The 17,235-nt window shown below is 48.6% G+C and carries 16 protein-coding genes and 1 pseudogene; 16 read left to right on the top strand and 1 reads right to left on the bottom strand.

Annotated features, from left to right (window positions below; genetic code table 11):
- Positions 1-147: 147 nt before the first annotated feature.
- The 16 genes from AB5Y99_RS03030 (at position 148) to AB5Y99_RS02955 (ending at position 16,840) form a co-directional block, all read left to right on the top strand.
- The gene (locus tag AB5Y99_RS03030; protein ID WP_043819461.1) at positions 148-684 is read left to right on the top strand and encodes a GNAT family N-acetyltransferase; all 537 of its coding nucleotides are present in this window, start codon (positions 148-150) and stop codon (positions 682-684) included.
- Entirely contained in the window at positions 681-914 is a 234-nt protein-coding gene (locus AB5Y99_RS03025; protein WP_368208670.1) for an acyl carrier protein, read from the top strand. Before AB5Y99_RS03030 ends, AB5Y99_RS03025 begins: the two co-directional genes overlap by 4 nt.
- On the top strand, positions 914-1,663 hold the full coding sequence (locus AB5Y99_RS03020) for an SDR family NAD(P)-dependent oxidoreductase (protein ID WP_368208668.1): 750 nt from the start codon (positions 914-916) through the stop codon (positions 1,661-1,663). The genes AB5Y99_RS03025 and AB5Y99_RS03020 overlap by 1 nt, the downstream gene beginning before the upstream one ends.
- Positions 1,660-3,018: an AMP-binding protein gene (locus AB5Y99_RS03015; RefSeq protein ID WP_368208667.1), complete on the top strand. Its 1,359-nt coding sequence runs from the start codon at positions 1,660-1,662 to the stop codon at positions 3,016-3,018. The genes AB5Y99_RS03020 and AB5Y99_RS03015 overlap by 4 nt, the downstream gene beginning before the upstream one ends.
- Positions 3,015-4,070, top strand: coding sequence for an acyl-protein synthetase (locus AB5Y99_RS03010; RefSeq protein ID WP_144715553.1), 1,056 nt, complete (start codon positions 3,015-3,017; stop codon positions 4,068-4,070). The genes AB5Y99_RS03015 and AB5Y99_RS03010 overlap by 4 nt, the downstream gene beginning before the upstream one ends.
- Positions 4,049-5,254, top strand: a complete 1,206-nt coding sequence (locus AB5Y99_RS03005) for an acyl-CoA reductase (RefSeq protein WP_368208665.1) — start codon at positions 4,049-4,051, stop codon at positions 5,252-5,254. Before AB5Y99_RS03010 ends, AB5Y99_RS03005 begins: the two co-directional genes overlap by 22 nt.
- Before the next feature lie 168 nt (positions 5,255-5,422).
- Positions 5,423-6,394, top strand: a complete 972-nt coding sequence (locus AB5Y99_RS03000; RefSeq protein WP_368208664.1) for a glycosyltransferase family 2 protein — start codon at positions 5,423-5,425, stop codon at positions 6,392-6,394.
- On the top strand, positions 6,391-7,560 hold the full coding sequence (gene glf / locus AB5Y99_RS02995; RefSeq protein ID WP_368208663.1) for a UDP-galactopyranose mutase: 1,170 nt from the start codon (positions 6,391-6,393) through the stop codon (positions 7,558-7,560). The genes AB5Y99_RS03000 and glf overlap by 4 nt, the downstream gene beginning before the upstream one ends.
- Positions 7,561-7,562: 2 nt before the next feature.
- On the top strand, positions 7,563-9,848 hold the full coding sequence (locus tag AB5Y99_RS02990) for a hypothetical protein (RefSeq protein ID WP_368208661.1): 2,286 nt from the start codon (positions 7,563-7,565) through the stop codon (positions 9,846-9,848).
- An 84-nt stretch (positions 9,849-9,932) separates the two neighbouring features.
- On the top strand, positions 9,933-11,261 hold the full coding sequence (locus AB5Y99_RS02985) for a glycosyltransferase family 2 protein (RefSeq protein ID WP_368208660.1): 1,329 nt from the start codon (positions 9,933-9,935) through the stop codon (positions 11,259-11,261).
- 27 nt (positions 11,262-11,288) lie between these two features.
- Positions 11,289-12,011 carry a hypothetical protein gene (locus AB5Y99_RS02980; protein ID WP_368208658.1) on the top strand — a complete coding sequence of 241 codons (723 nt, stop codon included), beginning with the start codon at positions 11,289-11,291 and terminating at the stop codon, positions 12,009-12,011.
- Complete coding sequence (locus tag AB5Y99_RS02975) at positions 12,004-12,795, top strand: methyltransferase domain-containing protein (RefSeq protein WP_368208657.1); 792 nt, start codon at positions 12,004-12,006, stop codon at positions 12,793-12,795. The genes AB5Y99_RS02980 and AB5Y99_RS02975 overlap by 8 nt, the downstream gene beginning before the upstream one ends.
- On the top strand, positions 12,785-13,993 hold the full coding sequence (locus AB5Y99_RS02970; RefSeq protein ID WP_368208655.1) for a hypothetical protein: 1,209 nt from the start codon (positions 12,785-12,787) through the stop codon (positions 13,991-13,993). Before AB5Y99_RS02975 ends, AB5Y99_RS02970 begins: the two co-directional genes overlap by 11 nt.
- A complete protein-coding gene (locus AB5Y99_RS02965) occupies positions 13,993-15,711 on the top strand; it encodes a hypothetical protein (protein WP_368208653.1) in 1,719 nt (572 codons plus the stop codon). The genes AB5Y99_RS02970 and AB5Y99_RS02965 overlap by 1 nt, the downstream gene beginning before the upstream one ends.
- Positions 15,708-16,226 (top strand): class I SAM-dependent methyltransferase, encoded by a 519-nt coding sequence (locus AB5Y99_RS02960; protein WP_368208651.1) that lies wholly within the window; start codon positions 15,708-15,710, stop codon positions 16,224-16,226. Before AB5Y99_RS02965 ends, AB5Y99_RS02960 begins: the two co-directional genes overlap by 4 nt.
- 20 nt (positions 16,227-16,246) lie before the next feature.
- On the top strand, positions 16,247-16,840 hold the full coding sequence (locus AB5Y99_RS02955) for a class I SAM-dependent methyltransferase (RefSeq protein ID WP_368208649.1): 594 nt from the start codon (positions 16,247-16,249) through the stop codon (positions 16,838-16,840).
- Positions 16,841-16,917: 77 nt separating this feature from the next.
- Here the strand turns inward: AB5Y99_RS02955 and AB5Y99_RS02950 are convergent.
- A pseudogene (locus tag AB5Y99_RS02950) lies at positions 16,918-17,235 on the bottom strand (integrase core domain-containing protein); the annotation flags it as partial.

Raw genomic sequence — 17,235 nt, 5'->3', positions numbered from 1 at the left:
GGATTAATGACTGGCCAAAGCCAGGATAATCGATGACAACTCTTTGATTATTTTTGATATTATACTGGTTTTTCTCCTTGTATTATCGATTTTTGCTACGGAATGGCAGCAGTGTGGTCGATAAGAGAGACAGGTCATGAAAAGTGGATGGCGTTTAAGATGAGCTATGGCGTTGAGTTACGCCCGATAGAGCCGTGGGATCTTCCTGCCTTGCGACGTTGGCGCAATAAGGATGAGGTGCGAATGCAGATGGTATCCCAGACGCGTATCTCACCACGGCAACAGCGCCAATGGTTCGCCGCCACCCGTGAGCGACAGGATCAGCAGCACTGGGTGCTCTGGTGCAAGGGCGTGCGAGCGGGTTACGTCAATCTGAAAGGTGAGTGCCAGGGTAAGCTGCAGGGTCAGGCGATTGCCGATGCGGGACTCTATCTGGGCAACTCGACCGTACGGCATCCCATGTTGGCGATTGCTGCTGCCTTATCCCAGCTTGATCAGGGTTTTGATGAGCTGCACATCGGTTGTATCCGGACCCTGGTTCGGGAGAACAATCGCTCGGCCCTGCGTTTGAATGAACAACTGGGTTACCGTCAGATAGGGCAAGAGAACGGATTTTTCGCATTGGAACTGCTGCCTGCGGATTACTATGCCGCCCGTGAGCGGCTACGGAGATTTTTCAGATGACAATCGCATTGGAACAGGTTTTTGCCGAGGCTCTGGGTATCGATATCGGCAGCGTCAGCGATGGGCTGGCCTACAATAGCATCCTGCAGTGGGACTCCGTCGCCCACATGGGGCTGATTGCCCAGTTGGAGGATAACTACGGTGTATTGCTCGACACCGATGACATTATCGACATGAGTTCGGTCGGCAAGGCGCGCGAGATCCTGGCCAAGTACGGGGTCGCTTTCTGATGCTGGGGCTGTTGCAGGGCAGGCGGGTGTTGATCACCGGTGCCGGGCGTGGCATCGGTCTTGCCATCGCCCGCCAGTTTGCCTCTCAGGGGGCTGAACTGTGGCTGGGAGGCCGTGATGAGGTGACCATGAGCCAGCTGGCGACCGAGATTGGTAGCGAGTTTGGCGTGCCTTGCCAGCCTCTCTGTTTTGATGTGGCCGAGCCGGTGGCGGTCAAGCAGGCATTTCAACAACTGTTTACCCAGAGCCGATCGCTGGATGTGCTGGTCAACAATGCTGGCATGCTGGAAGAGGCGTTATTGGGGATGGCGAACCAGACCCATCTGCAAAAGACATTCAGCAACAATACCTTTAGCTTGATCTACTGCAGCCAGTATGCCGTCCGCCTGATGCAGCGCAGTGGTGGCGGCAGCATCATCAATCTTGCCTCTCTGATGGGGCAGGTGGGGGCTGCCGGGCTCAGCTGCTATGCCGGCAGCAAGGCGGCGGTGATCGGTATTACCCAGTCACTGGCCAAGGAGCTGGCTGCCAGCCAGATCCGTGTCAATGCGATTGCTCCAGGTTTTATTGATACCGATATGGCCCACGCCATCCCGCAAGAGAAGTTTGCCGAGCGGGTGGCCAGCATCGCCATGGGGCGGATTGGCACGCCAGATGAAGTGGCCAAAGTGGCCCTGTTTCTCGCGTCCGACTTGTCGAGTTATGTGACCGGGCAGGTAATTGGGGTCGATGGGGGGATGGTGATTTGAGCCAGCCTGATTTGTTGACGCATCTGGTTGACGACAATGACGAGCCCGCCTGGCGAGACCCGCAAGAGGGGTGGCTCAGTTATGGTGAACTGGCCCAGCGTGTGGCGCAGTTGGCCACCATCTATCCTGCCGGTCGCCATTTGGTCTACCTGCCATTTGTGACATCCACCCTGCATCTGCTTCACTACTTGCTGGCGCTGCGTGATGGCCACGCCATCATGCTGGCCGATCCTGCACAGGATGCCCGGTTGCACCATGAGCAGTGCCAGCGCTTTAGTGTCAGTCTGCGGGTATTGGAGGATGGGGCAGTTGCGCATCTTGGCGATGCGCCCTCGCTTCACCCTGAGCTGGCCATGCTGCTGCCGACATCGGGCAGTACAGGTTCCTGCAAATGGGTGCGATTGTCGCGAACCAATCTTGATGCCAATGCCGCGGCCATCGCCGAATATCTGGCGCTGAACGGGCGTGAGCGAGCCATCACCTCATTGCCACTTTTTTACTCCTTCGGTATGTCGGTGCTCAACAGCCATCTTTTGGCTGGTGCCTCGCTGGTTTTATGTACTGCCAGTCCCCTTGAGCGCCACTTCTGGGATGAGGTCAATCGCCATCAGGTCACCAGCGTGGCGGGGGTCCCGTTTACCTTTCAGATGCTAAACCGCTTGCGTTTTGAGTGGGCCCGCTATCCCAGCCTGATGACCCTGACCCAGGCCGGAGGACGACTTGAGCCGGCACTGGCAAAGCAATTTGCCGAACAGGCAGCTGCGCTGGGACGCCGTTTTTTCGTGATGTATGGCCAGACCGAAGCGGCGCCGCGCATTGCCTGGCTGGCGCACGATGAAGTGATGATTGCCCCGGATGCCATCGGCCGTGCCGTACCGGGCGGGCGTCTCTCTCTGCGTCATGAGCCCGGCTTTCCCGACGGGGAAGGGGAGTTAGTCTACCAAGGGCCAAATGTGATGCTTGGCTATGCCGAGCGCCCTGAAGATCTGGTTCGGGGACGTGATATGGATGCGCTCTTTACCGGCGATCTGGCTCGTTGTGATGAGGCGGGCCGCTTCTATCTGACCGGGCGACTCAACCGTTTCCTGAAGCTGTTTGGCAAACGGGTAAGCTTGGCTGAAGTGGAAGCCTGGTTGCAGGGGAGGGGCTATTCCAGCGCCGCTACCGGCCGCGATGATCGCCTGTTGGTAGCCATCGAGGCAGACGCGTGCCCCAGTGATGCACTACAGCTGGAGCTGGCCCGCTGGCTGATGGTGTCACCATCAAGCGTGCGTATCTACCAACACCATTTGCCACGACGCAGCAATATGAAGATTGATTATCCGGCCCTATTAACAGCGCTGGAGCAGCTATGAACAGGCTGTTTGATGCGCCGGTTTTCGGGCTGCCCCAACAGGAAAAAAGTGGGCTGCTCCTTGCTCGCCTGAATGAATTGACGCAGCGGCACGGGCAGGGGTGTCCAGCTTTTGCCAATATTCTGTCGGCGTTTGGCTGGGGTCAGGCTTCGACCTATCAAGAGCTTCCCTATCTGGCCGCCCGCCTGTTCAAATTGGACCAATGGCAGAGCGTGCCGCAAGACGAGGTGTTCAAGGTGCTGACCTCCTCTGGCACTACCGGAACGCCGTCACGAATTGTGCTGGACAGGGAGACCGCCGCCCTGCAGAGCAAGGTGCTGGTGAAGATCCTGCAAGAGTTTGTCGGCAAGCAACGGTTGCCCATGCTGCTGGTGGAGCAACCTGCCCTTATTCAAAACCGCAGCGGCTTTTCAGCCCGAGGAGCCGGTGCGCTGGGGCTCTCCTTCCTTGGCCGTGACCATACTTATGCCCTCGATGAGCAGATGCGGCCCAACTGGCCTGTCATCGAGGCCTTTTGTGACAAATATGCGGGCCAGCCGGTCCTGTTGTTCGGTTTCACCTTCATGGTCTGGCAATGTCTGCTGGAACCGCTGCGTGAGCGAGGTCTGCAACTGCCGCTGACGCAGGGCACGCTTTTTCACAGCGGTGGCTGGAAGAAGCTGCAACACCTAGCGGTGGACAATCCTGCCTTCAAGCAGCGCTGCCATGAACAGCTGGGGCTGAGTCGGGTGTACAACTTCTATGGCATGGTGGAGCAGGTGGGGTCGGTATTTGTTGAGTGCGAGCAGGGCCATCTTCATGCTCCCCTCTTTGCCGATCTGCTGGTGCGGGATCCGCTGACCCATCGACCGCTCGGGATCGGCAAGCCAGGCTTGTTGCAGGTGATCTCTGCAATTCCCCAAAGTTATCCAGGCCACAGTTTGCTCAGCGAGGATCTCGGTGTGCTGCTGGGTGAGGATGATTGCCCCTGCGGACGTCTCGGCCGTTATTTTCATGTATCAGGGCGTCAGCAAGGCGCCGAGGTGAGGGGATGCAGCGACACTTTCCAGTGATCCGGTCAGATGCAGAAGATGCCATGTGGCAAGCTGGGCCCGAGGTCGCTTTCGTGGCTCCCGTCATTGGCTGGCAAGGTTTTGTTACTCGCCCGCAGCCAAGCTTTGCGCCCGTCATAGGTGACTTTGTGGCTGCGCTCTCTGCACGTCTGCAGCAGGAGGGGCGAGAGAACCCGGATCTGGCCGCCTTTGGTTTTTGGTTGCGGCCGCGCCAGATTGAGGTGCAGCGCAAACGTATGGCAGGGCGTGCACCCTTGGGGATGGTTTTTCATCTGGTTCCCTCCAACGTGCCGACCGTCGCGTTCTACTCCTGGATCATGGCGCTGCTGATGGGCAATGGGTCCGTGGTTCGTCTCTCATCGCGTATCGACCCGGTGCAAGAGGCCATGTTGACCATCCTGAACGAACTATTCTCTCTGCCCGAGTGGCAAGAGATTGCCTCCCGTACCCGTTTCATCCGCTATGACCATGATGAGCGCGTCACCGCCTGGTTATCGGCCCGGTGCCGCCTTCGCATCATTTGGGGCGGTGATGAAACCATCGGCTGGGTACGTGCAATTCCGCTTTCACCCCGCGCTCAGGAAATTGTGTTTCCGGATCGCCGTTCCATGGCGGTATTTGATAGCCAATGGCTCGCCAGCCTGGATGCTGCCGCGTGGCGGCAATTGGTTGCGGCTTTGCAACAAGACTTTACTCGCTTCAATCAGCAAGCCTGCGCCTCGCCCACCACCATTTGCTGGTTGGGGACTCCCGATAGTACGTTGCGACGCCGTCTGCTCGAAGGGATCTTCGCTCCCTTCGCAGCTGATCACGCACTGATGATGGAGCGTTTCATCAACAGTCAACGAAATGCCGCCCATGATGGCCTAGTGCAGCAGGAGACCTTTGCTGGCGTCACCTTATTGACTCCCACCGCCTCTTTGCGGCTTGCACACATCGGAGGAGGTACAGTTGCCGAATTTGTTGCCGATACCCTGGATGAGTTGCTGTTACAACCTTGGGATATGCAGACCTGTGTCTGGGTTGGGCCAGATAAAATGCGGCTTGAGTGTGCTCTACAGCTGTCGCCCTGCTGCCGTATCGATAGGGTGGCAAGTCCGGGACAAGCGCTGGCATTCGAATGGCTCTGGGACGGCATCGACATGCTGGTGGCCTGCAGCCGTCAGCTTGCCCGTATTGAATAGTGGATTCCAGGTCACATAAATCAAGTCATATCAATGAATTAGCTTGGTTAGGCACGGCTCTTGCAGTAAATATTGCCATGAAGGGCAGGAAGGGTTGACAGAGACCGTGCGGTAGCCTTGTCCATTTTCTCCAATTCGCTTCTTTTTTACTCTACTTCTGGATCCTCTATGAAAGTCAGCGTACTGGTGCCGGTGTATAACCTCGGGCGCTTTATCGAGCCCTGTCTGCTAAGTCTGCTGGAACAGCAAACCAATTTCTATTTTGAGGTCATTGCCATTGATGACGGCTCGAGCGATGACTCCTGGGCCATTATGCAGCGGCTGGCGCAGCAGTGGCCTCAACTCAAGGCACTACAGAATGCGCAGAATATGGGGTTGGCCAAGACCCAGAAACGCTTGCTGAGAGAGGCTATCGGTGAATACATCGCCTATGTCGACGGGGATGATCTTGCTCTGCCGGGCAAGCTGCAGAGCCAGGCCGATTATCTTGATACGCACACTGGTTGCACGCTTTGCTACCACGAAGCGGAGATGTTTGATGATGAAACTGGCGCACGGATCAAGCTATTCACCCGCGATTATTACAATGCTCGCCATCTCGAACCCATGATGACACGGGAGGCATTGATCCGCTTCGGGGTGTTCGTCAATGCAAGTTCCATAATGTTTCGCCGTTATGAAGGGATGGAAAATGCCATCGATGAGGGGTGCAAGATCATCCTCGATTATCCCTGGCACATTTTGAACCTCTCACGTAATCCGGGGACGCTGGATTTTATCCCCGAGCTGCTGGGGCGTTATCGCTTCCATACCCAGAGCTTTGGCGGACAGACCCGCAAATCGGCAGATCGTCGTGAACAGTCGCTGCGAGATCTGCTGCGAGCCTGTGACAATGCCGCTGCGTTCGGCGAGGATCCGGTGATAATTGCGCAAGGACGTTCACATCACTATTACTCTGCCGCGCTCTACTTTCTGCGGCAGGATGACGTTGCCCGCTTCACGCAACTTATCGAACAGTCAGTTACCGAGGTAGCGAAGCTGGCGCCAGGCTGGTTCTTCGATGAGAGACATCAACTGGCGTGGGCGCAGCGAGCTCATCCAGCACGGGTTATGCAACAATTGTTTGGAGAGGCGGCATGAGTTATCAGGCGATCGTCATTGGCGCCGGGCTTTCCGGTGCCGTCATGGCTGAGCGAATGGCCAGCCAGCTTGGTTGGAAGGTGCTGGTGCTGGAACAGCGCGACCATATCGGTGGCAACTGCTTTGACGAGTATGACGAGCATGGTGTGTTGGTCCATCGCTATGGTCCACACCTCTTCCATACCGATAACAAGGAAGTCTGGGATTACTTGTCGCAGTTTACCGAGTGGCTGCCTTATGAGCATCGTGTGTTGTCACGCATCGACGGGCAGCTGGTGCCGATCCCGTTCAACCTGACCAGCATCGAACGTTGCTTTCAGACCGACAAAGCCGCCGCCATGATTGAGGCCCTGCGTACCCGGTTTGGTGATGGTGCCAGAGTGCCTATTCTGGAACTGCGCAAAGAGGCGCATCCCCTGCTGGGTGAATTGGCAGATTTCATCTATCAGAAAGCCTTCGTCAACTACACCAGTAAACAGTGGGGGGTACCGCCCGAGCAGATCTCCCCCGAGGTGACGGCACGAGTGCCCGTGGTGGTGAGTCGGGATGATCGCTACTTCACCGATCCCTGGCAGGCGGTGCCGGCGGAAGGCTATACCGCAATGTTTGAGCGCATACTTGCGCACCCCTTGATTGACGTAAGGTTGTCGACCCCTATGGAACAGCATGTCAGGTTGGACTGGCTGCAGAAGAGGGTGCTGCTGGATGGTCTTCCTTTCGATGGCCCACTGATATATACCGGTAGGCTGGATCAGTTGATGCCGGCAGAAGGGAATTGCCTGCCATATCGCTCACTGCGTTTTGAACATCGCCATCTGGCGCAAGAGCAATTTCAGCCTGTCACCACCGTCAATTATCCGAATGAAGAAGCCTTCACGCGGATCACCGAATTCAAGCATTTCAGCGGGCAGGTTCATCTCGGCACCAGTATCGTATACGAATATCCTTGTGACTATCAGCCGGAACAGGGGCTCGAGCCTTACTACCCGTTGTTTACCAACGCAGCCAAACAGAACTATCAGTCTTGCCGCGATGAATTGGCCCAGTTCCCGCAACTGATTGCTTTGGGGCGCCTTGCCGAGTACCGCTATTTCGATATGGATGATGCCGTCGACAATGCGCTGCAACACTATCGACACCTGGCTCAGCCGATGACAGGGAGATAAGCATGATGAGTTATCTATCGAAATTGGATGGAGCTCTGCGAGCGCAGCCGATCCGTGCCATTTCATGTGATGTCTTCGACACTTTGATCTTCCGTCACGCCGGAACCGTCGAGCAATTCTGGCATCAGCTGGCAGTACAAGCTTACCAGTTAGGTATTCTGTGCAATGATGATCCTGATGCCTTTGTCGAATACCGTAAAGAGGCTGAATCGATGGCTCGGCGTCAGATGATGCAGCGAGAAGGTCACAGAGAGGTGCGGCTAGAGCACATCTATGCTTGCTGGCCCAGCGCTCAGGGGGAGCAGTTGGCCCAGCTGGAGCAGCAGCTGGAATACGACAACTGGTGGCTTAATCCGGTACTGGTCGATTGGCTGCTCAGTCAGCAACAGCGCGGCCTACTGATCGTGCTGCTTTCCGATATGTATCTGCCTGCCAGCCTGTTGCAGCGCTTCTTCAGTACTAAGGCTCCGCAGCTGTTGCTGCATAGGATCTATGTTTCTGGCGAATATCGGGCCAGCAAACAGGATGGGGGTCTGTATCAGCGCCTGCTGGCCGAGCAGCAATGGCCGCCTGCATCGGTTTTGCACATTGGGGACGACAAAATTACCGACCTGCAGATGGCAAAGGCCTCCGGGCTAAGCGCCTGTCATGTTGGGTTAGGGGATGATTACCTCGCGCAAGTGAAGTACGAGCAGCGTCTGTTTCCTCTTTGCATTCCAGGCTTAGAGCGGTTGCGGCGCCAATGGCGCTGGCTGAGTGATGGCTCGACCAGCTCAGAGTTAGCTGGTCGTATCTACGCGCCGGTCCTTTACGTGTTTGCTCGCTGGCTCATAGAGAGATGCCAGCAACAGGGTATCACTACGCTGTTCTGTCTATTGCGCGAAGGTGATGTTATCGCGCGTCTTCTTGCACAGATACCCGGACACAGACTGACTGTCAAGACTTTGGCGGTTTCCCGTCGTTCCAGCTACCTCCCGAGTCGTGACTGGTCGTTGGAGCTGTTGCATCCGCTCTGTCAGCGACGTGGATATACACTGGCCGAACTGCTTGAGGATCTTGGACTTAAATGCCCCACCAGCTGTGCTCTTCAGCAGCATCGCACTTTGTCTGAGTTAGTAGATACGCCATTCTGGCATGAGGTGTTGAGCTGGCTGGAAAGAGCTCGGTCGCAGATCGTTGTCCATTTGCAGCAGCAGAGGCAATGGTTGCGGCAATACTTGGTGCAACAGGGGGTAAGAAACAGCTCCGAGATCGCTATTCTCGATTGGGGATGTGGTGGCAGCCTGTTACAAAATCTCCATCAGTTGGCTGGGCTGAATGATGTTAACTACTTCATGTTTTATGCCAGTCAGCGTGCGAGCCGAGTAGCACTGGGCCAAAAACTGCAGGTGTTTCAGCCTGCGGCGTGCAAAGGATGGGCATCTCAACTGGCCGCCTATCCGGAAGTGAGCGAGATCCTGCTTAATGGTGTTCTCAATTCCACTCGGTCGTATCAGCGGGTAGATGGGGGAGGGATCGCGCCTGTCGGCGTGCTACGGCCAGATGAATCTATTCTGCATGATGCTTATCTGGAGAACTTCACCAAGACGGTCTTGCACTGGGGGAAACTGGCCACAGAAACCGGCTGGCTTGAACAGGGGCCGTCCTTATCTGAGCGACATCACTTTGTGGCCATCCTGTATCGCCTGATTGCTTATCCGATGTGGCAAGAGGCGTGCATCCTGGCTTATTTACCTATCCCTCTGACCGCTGGGGAAAGCAACCCCTTAGTGTCACAGCGCGACATCATGTTGCTCAAAGAGAGCGTTGGCTCAGGTGAACAGGCATACCAGCTTTTATTGGATGGAGTTAATCCTATCCTTCAGACCTGCTTTTGGTACCCAGGTGCGGCGGCGCTTGCGTTCCCGGATCAATTGCAGCTTTGCGGAGAGTTGGCCACCTACCAGAATGATGAGAAGGTGGCTCCTGTGTTGCTGCAGCTCTTGCAAGAAAAGAACAAAGTTGAAACCGCGCTTTACGGAGCCGGAGATCTGGGATTGCGAGTTTATGAGCTGTTAACCAAACATGGTATTCGCGTAACCCACATTATTGATCGACGAGCCGAGCGTGGCTCTTTATATATGAATGATATCAAGGTGATTACCCTGGCAGAGGCGTCAAATCTGAAGTTAAGAACCTATAGCGTAGCGTCGAGAGCATTCTGCAATGAAATGGTGAAGGCGATAAAGTCGACCTGCGATAATGCCTCGTGCGTGGTAGAGATTTTCACTTATAAAGGCTGTGTTTAAATGGCTATTCTCCTAGAGATAGTCCTGGCAGTTAGCAGTGCAAGCGTATGACCAATTGTGAGCTCAAAAGGCAAAGAGGTTTAAATGCAGAATAAAAAAAATCAACTGGTGACAATTGTTATTCCTTGTTATCAACAAGGGCACTTGCTCTCTCGTGCATTAATCTCTGTACAACGCCAAACATATGATGCCATTGAAGTCATCGTAGTAGATGATGGAAGTGAACCTGCGATAAAAATTGAACAAGAAGGATATAGTTTCCCACTTATCCTGTTGAGACAGAATAATCAAGGCTTATCAGCAGCTCGTAATGCTGGATTGAAGGCGGCAAAAGGTAGTTATATCAAGTTTCTTGATGCGGATGATGAGTTATTACCTGAATGTATTGCTAACCAAGTAGCCATGATGGCATCAGAGAATACAATTGGCTGTATTGGCTTTCGTGAGGTAAACGAAGATACGGGCAAGGAAAGGGATATTATTCCTGCATTTTCTGATGCATTATCGGCATTGTTAATGGTGAACATTGGTCCTCCTCATATCTATCTATTCCGGACGAATGAAGTCCGTGCCTGCGGGGGATTTTCTCAAGATAGCCGTGTAGATGGTGGTCATGAGGACTATGATCTGCTTTTGCGAAGAGTCATGCAAGGCGCTAATCTGATCACTCATCATTCGGTAGGCGTAGTCTATTATCGTCGAGAAGGTTCTATGTCCACGGTAAAAGACCGAATGGATAAAACCCGTGCAGCGGTATGGCATCATAATGTTGAACAATATTTGATGCAAAATGAAACATTTACGCCGGAAGCAATGTATGCATTGCTGGCCAGTTACTGCAATATGTTAAAAGTCACGCCGAATAAATATCGAAGTCACTTGAATGAGCTGTCTGTACTGTTGGAGAGAAGACTTGCATGCTTGAAACTATATTTCGATGTTAGTCGCTTAAATGTACTAGTAAATGCATTGTCAAAGCATCAATGTTGCCAAAGCATAGTGGCCATGCTTTCTGTCGAGAAAAATATGGCTTGTTTGTCTGCTCAATCATGGCCAACGCAAGCTATCATCGACTATAGATTGTTTCTGCAGTTTAATGAAAATGTATTTCCAGATGATTATGTTGTGTCGCTATTATCAACTGTGAATCGGTATAGAGATAATTTTTCTATTTATGGTGCAGGAGAGATGGGAGCGAGAATTTCCAGAATTTTGACATCTGCTGGGTTTAATCCTAACGCTCATTATGATCGTTCTTGGCAGACTGTTCCGGTGCTAAATGGAATCGATGTTAGAAACCCTGATGAGCTACACAATACGAAGTCTAAATTGATAATCATTGCATCATTTGCTTACCGTGATGAGATAATTAAATTTGTTAAGAGTAAGCTCCCGCAAATTGAAGTGGTATAGTTAAATCTCGAAGGTGGCATTAAGTTTATGAAATATAAAATTAATGATGATGTTGTGGTCATATCTGTCGACATCTTCGACACATTGTTGTTACGCGATGGAACTTCGGAAGATGTCCGTTTCTATTTGATATCGAAAAAAATACATCAGCTTAGTGGAAGCAAAAAATCTAACGTAGACAGAATTTTTTACTCCAGATATAAGTCACATCATTGGTTGTATGACTTGTATGACAAAAAAGTCATTCCAGAACCGTCGATTCATAAAATCCTCGAAATCCAGCAAGCCCTTCTAGTTGACCCAGAAATAAATAATGAGCTTTTATTAAAAGCAGAAATGTTGGTTGAGTCAAATTTGCTGACTTTGAATACCGGACTTGCAAATGAGTTAACGAAGCAAGAGGCGAGAGGGAAAAAGATAGTATTATTCAGTGATATGTATTTATCTTCGGACTTTGTCCGTGAGCTTCTAAAACTCAAGGGCGTGAAATTTAACTATGAAGTGTTCATGAGTAGTGAAGTGGGCGTTTCAAAACATCGTGGTGATGCTTTTTCTTGGTTGGCAAATAGATATGGTGTTTCGACAAACAATATACATCATCTCGGTGATAACTATAATGGGGATTATATAAATGCTCGTGCGAACCAAGTAAATGCCACTCTAACACCCAGAACGGCATTTTTTTATTATAAAGAGAAAATAATGAAAAAATTGGGGCATATCATACTGAGGGGGAAGTGGAATGGATAGTTCAAATATTTACAACAAGGGTTTTTATCAGGATCAGGCCTCGGCATCTTATCGTTCTGGGGTTAAAGTATTGTCTTGTCTCTTCGATATTATAAAGAAGCCAGAATCAATAGTTGATATCGGGTGTGGTACTGGTTCATGGCTTGCCGCTGCTCATTATCTCGGAGTTGAAGACGTTGTGGGTGTTGAAGGGTCATCTTCTGCCAAAGAGATGTTGATGATTCCTGATGAATTTTGGATGGAAAGGAATGTTTGTGAAAAAGTAGAACTGGGTAGAAAATTCAATTTAGCTATATCACTGGAGGTGGCGGAACATCTTCCGGTTGAAAGCCATTCAACATTTGTAGGTAATTTGACTTGTCATAGCGATGTGATACTTTTCTCCGCAGCTATTCCTTATCAAGGTGGCACCGGTCACCAAAGTGAAAACTGGCCATCATACTGGAGCGAGCATTTTATTCGTTTAGGTTTTGATTGTTTTGATATCATCAGGCCTGTGATCTGGAATATGCCTGGTATCAATTTTTGGTATAAACAAAATATCATGCTGTTTGTTCGTCAGGGGTGTGCTGGCAAAATAGGTCTAGATTCGAGCCAAAAAACAAATATACCTCTTTCCCTCGTGCACCCAGAAATGTATTTGTGGGCGATTAGACGAGCAGGAGGAGTTTCTCTGGAACAATATAATCAAGATGTCAGATACTACCTCGATCTCAAAGATAAAAAGGAAATCGCATTTATCGATATTCCTCACTATGGGAGTGAATATAATCATGAATTCTGAGGAACTTTACCGTGATACCATGGGGCCTTACTTCTACGAGTTTTGCCATAGACTTCATGCGCTAGCTACGATGTACTCGACAACGGCTAGCACTAGAGTTTATTTTTGCCGTAGAGCTGGTGTCGTTTTATATGAGCTATTTAGATTGTTTTTGAAAATTAATCATATAAACCCTAGTTATGATTTATATGATTTCCCCGTATCAAGAATAGCAGCAATCAAAGCTGCTTTAGCAGAAGATCCAATGTGGGGAGGGCATGTTTGCTCAATAGTTTTCAAAAACAAAACGGTAAGATATCTAATTGAAAAGTTACTATCAAAACAAAATGAAATTAATACAGAACGGTACTTATCCTCGTTTGACTCGACGATTCTTGAGGCAAAAATAACACCGGGTTCTGTCAAACAATGGCTTTCTGCAGATTCAAAAAATGAAATCGATAACTCCATAGTTAACTATCTGAATAGACAAAGAGAATGTTTGGCTGAACATTTTTCTTCATTAGCAGGCAGTAATGCAATCATAGTTGACTCGGGGCTGTACGGTACCGTGTCGGAGATTCTTTCTGGTCTCTATCCCGCGGTAAAATGTATTAGTGGGTTTGTCTATTTATCAAATTATAACAAGATAAATCCATCACCTCATATGAGTTATGCGTATGGATTGATGGGGTCATCAACCAAGGCCGAGTACTCTGTTAATCACTCAGCGGTGCTGCGGCATTGGCATTTTATAGAGAAGCTTCTCGAGCCAGATAATATCGATTCTGTTTCTGAATACTCCTTAAAAATGGAACCGATTAAATTGTCCATGAATCATGAGCAGTCACTGGTTGCAGATTTTTTTAAGTCGCCATCTGTATATGACATCAGTGGTGTTTTGGCAACAGTGAATAGGGTGCTTAGCCATCCCTCGAGCAGAGAGGTCTCAATTATTTATTCTTCGCGTAGAACTGATGATGCGAGTGGTGAATCAAAACATATAATAATCAATCATGAGTTGGAGGCATCTATCAGGAAAACAGATAGGCTTCGCAGGGTTAATTATGGTATTGTGCGGCGCGCATTATGGCGGGAAGGTCAAATTGTAACTAGCTATGGGCTTGTTGGGTATATCTATAATGGTATTAGATACTATATAACAAAATTTCGTACAGCATTTCTGGAAAAATTAATTTCTCCAATAGTTGGAATTTAATGATGACCAATTTTGTTGAACCCTCACAGAACTATAAGGATTGTTGCACTGATTTTTTTGTTAAAATGCACCAAGGAGTCGCTTCGGTTCAACACGTTGATTTTAGTAACAGTAAGCATGGTCTGTTTGATTTATGGTGTAGTCAGATCGAAAAAGTTTTGCTTAATCAATATTGTGAGGCACAAATACCATCGATCATTTCGACACTTCTTGATGGCGTAGAATCGTGTGTTGTTGTATTTCAGGTTGGGCCATCGTTTTCATTTCAATTTAATACGACTGCGACCGAAGAGGGGTGGTTGCGGCTCATCAACTCATCTGGATTGAGCATTATTGCAATTGAATATATCGAGATTGGTCTTGATTATATCGATAAACAGTATGACTTAATTGCCTCACATTGGAATAACATAGATCCATATCGAGATAGAAAATGTATTAGCAAACCGAAATTTTTTGCAGTAAAACTATCGCATAAAAATCAGGAGACATCAGTAATTGAGCACTTGAATGAAGATGTGAACGATGGATTGACGAATTTTTTGCTGACAAAAAGAAAGCCTTCGTTATTTTATATTATTCATTTTTTTCAAGATCTTGCATTTCTCCGCGGTTTAGCCACTCGTGTTGGTTCTGACAATTTATATGTAATAGTAAATGATGGGAATTTAGCATTTCATCATCTAATTGTTGTCAAAAAATTTCTAAACAACCATGCGATTGATAATTCATATCTTCGTGATTTTGATATGAATAAAATGAAAGCTGGTGATATGCTGTTAACATCAACGCTTGGTCCGCTGTCGCCGATGCATCTTTCCTGCTCGCGGCTAATTGTCAAAGCCCGAGAGTTACAAGTGGTGACGTTCACTCTCCAGCATGGTATTACATTACCAGATGTGTTTACGACTGTGACTGAATATACACTTGCTTGGAGTGAAATGGCTGCAAAAGAAATAATGGTACGCTCCCATAGCGTGATTCGCTCAAAGGTATTTTCTGCTGGCAATGTAAGGCCTAACTACAAATCATCACCCGATTTTTTAGCTCGCAAGTTTGGTAATTGGGTGTCTCGTTTTGAGCGTCGAGTGATGATAGCGACCAATCTGCATTGGACTGGCGCTCACGGAGTCAGCAGTAGTGATGTTAGTACTCTGATTATAAAGATGAGTAAGAAAAATCAAGACACTCTATTTCTCATTCGTCCACATCCTGAGGACTATTCTCTCCGAGTTACAGCTGGTTTAGAAAATGTTATATTAATTGATGATGTAATAACTGGGTTGTTAGATATTTCTATTGATCAAGTATTAGTAAATTGTGATCTGCTTCTGTCAACATACTCTACGTTATTATATGATGCGGCCCGCAATAAAATACCGTTTGCAGTTTTTGATTATCATGCCGTTGTGGGTGAGGATAGTGATTTATATCCTGAACTCGCTCGATTGTTGAAAATTGATAACATCAGCGATGTAGATCTTGATTATCTCTTCCGGAATATGTGTTTCTCAGTAGATGATTTGACATATGAGGACGATTTTTGTCGTTTTTTATTGGCACTTAGTAAATATCCTGGTTCTCCAATCACTCAAGAACAACGATGTGAACTGGATAAAATAACTGATTATTGCCAAGCGATTGCCCCGGATTATGGTCGCAATGCTTATAAGAAAAAACTTGAGTCAGCATTTATTTATGGAGTATCAAAATTATGAATATACCTAAACGTGAAAGTGTTATTTTTTATGCTCGAAAAGGTGGTGTTGGTATAGAGCTTGGTGTGGCGGAAGGTATTTTTTCAGAAAGAATAATGGAACTGGGGCAATTATCATTTTTATACGGTGTTGATATGTATGCTGGTGACCGTGGGCATGACATAAATCAGTATAAGTCTGCCTTTATGAGACTTGATAAGTATAGAGAAAAATATGCTTTGTTAAAGATGAAATTCGATGAGGCATTAGATATGTTTCCGGATGAGTATTTTGACTTTATATATGTTGACGGCTATGCTCATACAGGAGAGGAGGAAGGGAAAACATTACATGATTGGTTTCCTAAATTGAAGGTCGGGGGGGTTTTTGCAGGTGATGATTATCACGCGGATTGGCCGAAAGTTATTTCTGTAGTAGATGATTTTATTAAAAAGAACTCACTAAAGCTTAACTTGATAGAGTGCCATGAACCAATTCCTTATTGTGAATACCCAACCTGGTATGTGATTAAATAACTAAACTTTAGGAAAAAACTATGAGTTACTCTCTTTATCATGAAATCTACAACAATGTTTTCCTTTCCAATCCTGACTATCTGAAGGCTGAATTCAGTCCTGGGTATAGAATTGTTCTTGAAAATGCCGAAGTTATTCGGGCTGTTGGTGAAAAACACCTTGATTATGGCTGTGGAGCTGGATTCGTTGTTGGCCTATTAGGATCTAAATTGTTTGGAAAGGATTCGTATGGGGTTGATGTGAGTTCAGTTGCTTTAGACATAGCCAAGGAAAGAGGCATTAGTTCTCAAAAGCTATTTTTATTGCGGAGTCAAGCTATTCCTTTCCCGGATGATTATTTTGATCTCATCACTTGTTGTGATGTCGTGGAGCATCTTGATCTGGATGATATCTCTCACTTGTCATCTGAACTAAACAGAGTCTTATCTCCAAACGGAGTTCTTCTGTTAAATGTTTCGACTCGGCCCGCTGGTTCATTGGATTTAAATGGTGAAAATCTACATAGAACCGTAAAAGATGCTGGATTCTATTCATCGTTGTTTAATCTTGAACGATATACGGTTAACAACGTCGAAAAAGAGATCACAGCGATTCGACGTGGTAAATGGATGTGATTATTATCCAGATATTATTTTAATTATGTGTACAGATCTAGTTATCACCTGACACCGGCCTCAAACCGGTGTCTTGTTTACGCTACTTTAGTGCGCACTTCCTTCGGTATCAATTTCAGACCCTTCTTGAACATGCTGTAGGGGGTTTGACCCTCCATCATCCTGCCTTGATGTGGCCGCTGGGTGTTGTAGTGCTCCAGGTAGCTATCCAGGTCTGTCTGCATCTGCTCTACCGACTCATACCAGGTCGTCCTTCCCTTGATACGGAAGTGTTCATCCAGCAAGGTTCAATGCAGCAGTTCGATAAAGCCGTTGCTCTGCGGCCTGCGCACCTTGGTGGTTCGGTGCTCAATCCCCTCCAGTTGCAGGAACAGCTCGTAGGGATGGTGGTCAGG

It is taken from the genome of Aeromonas sp. R4-2 (assembly GCF_040908295.1).
GTDB lineage: Bacteria > Pseudomonadota > Gammaproteobacteria > Enterobacterales > Aeromonadaceae > Aeromonas > Aeromonas veronii.
The sequence above is the reverse complement of the archived record's forward strand: the minus strand, read 5'-3'. Positions and strand labels throughout refer to the sequence as shown.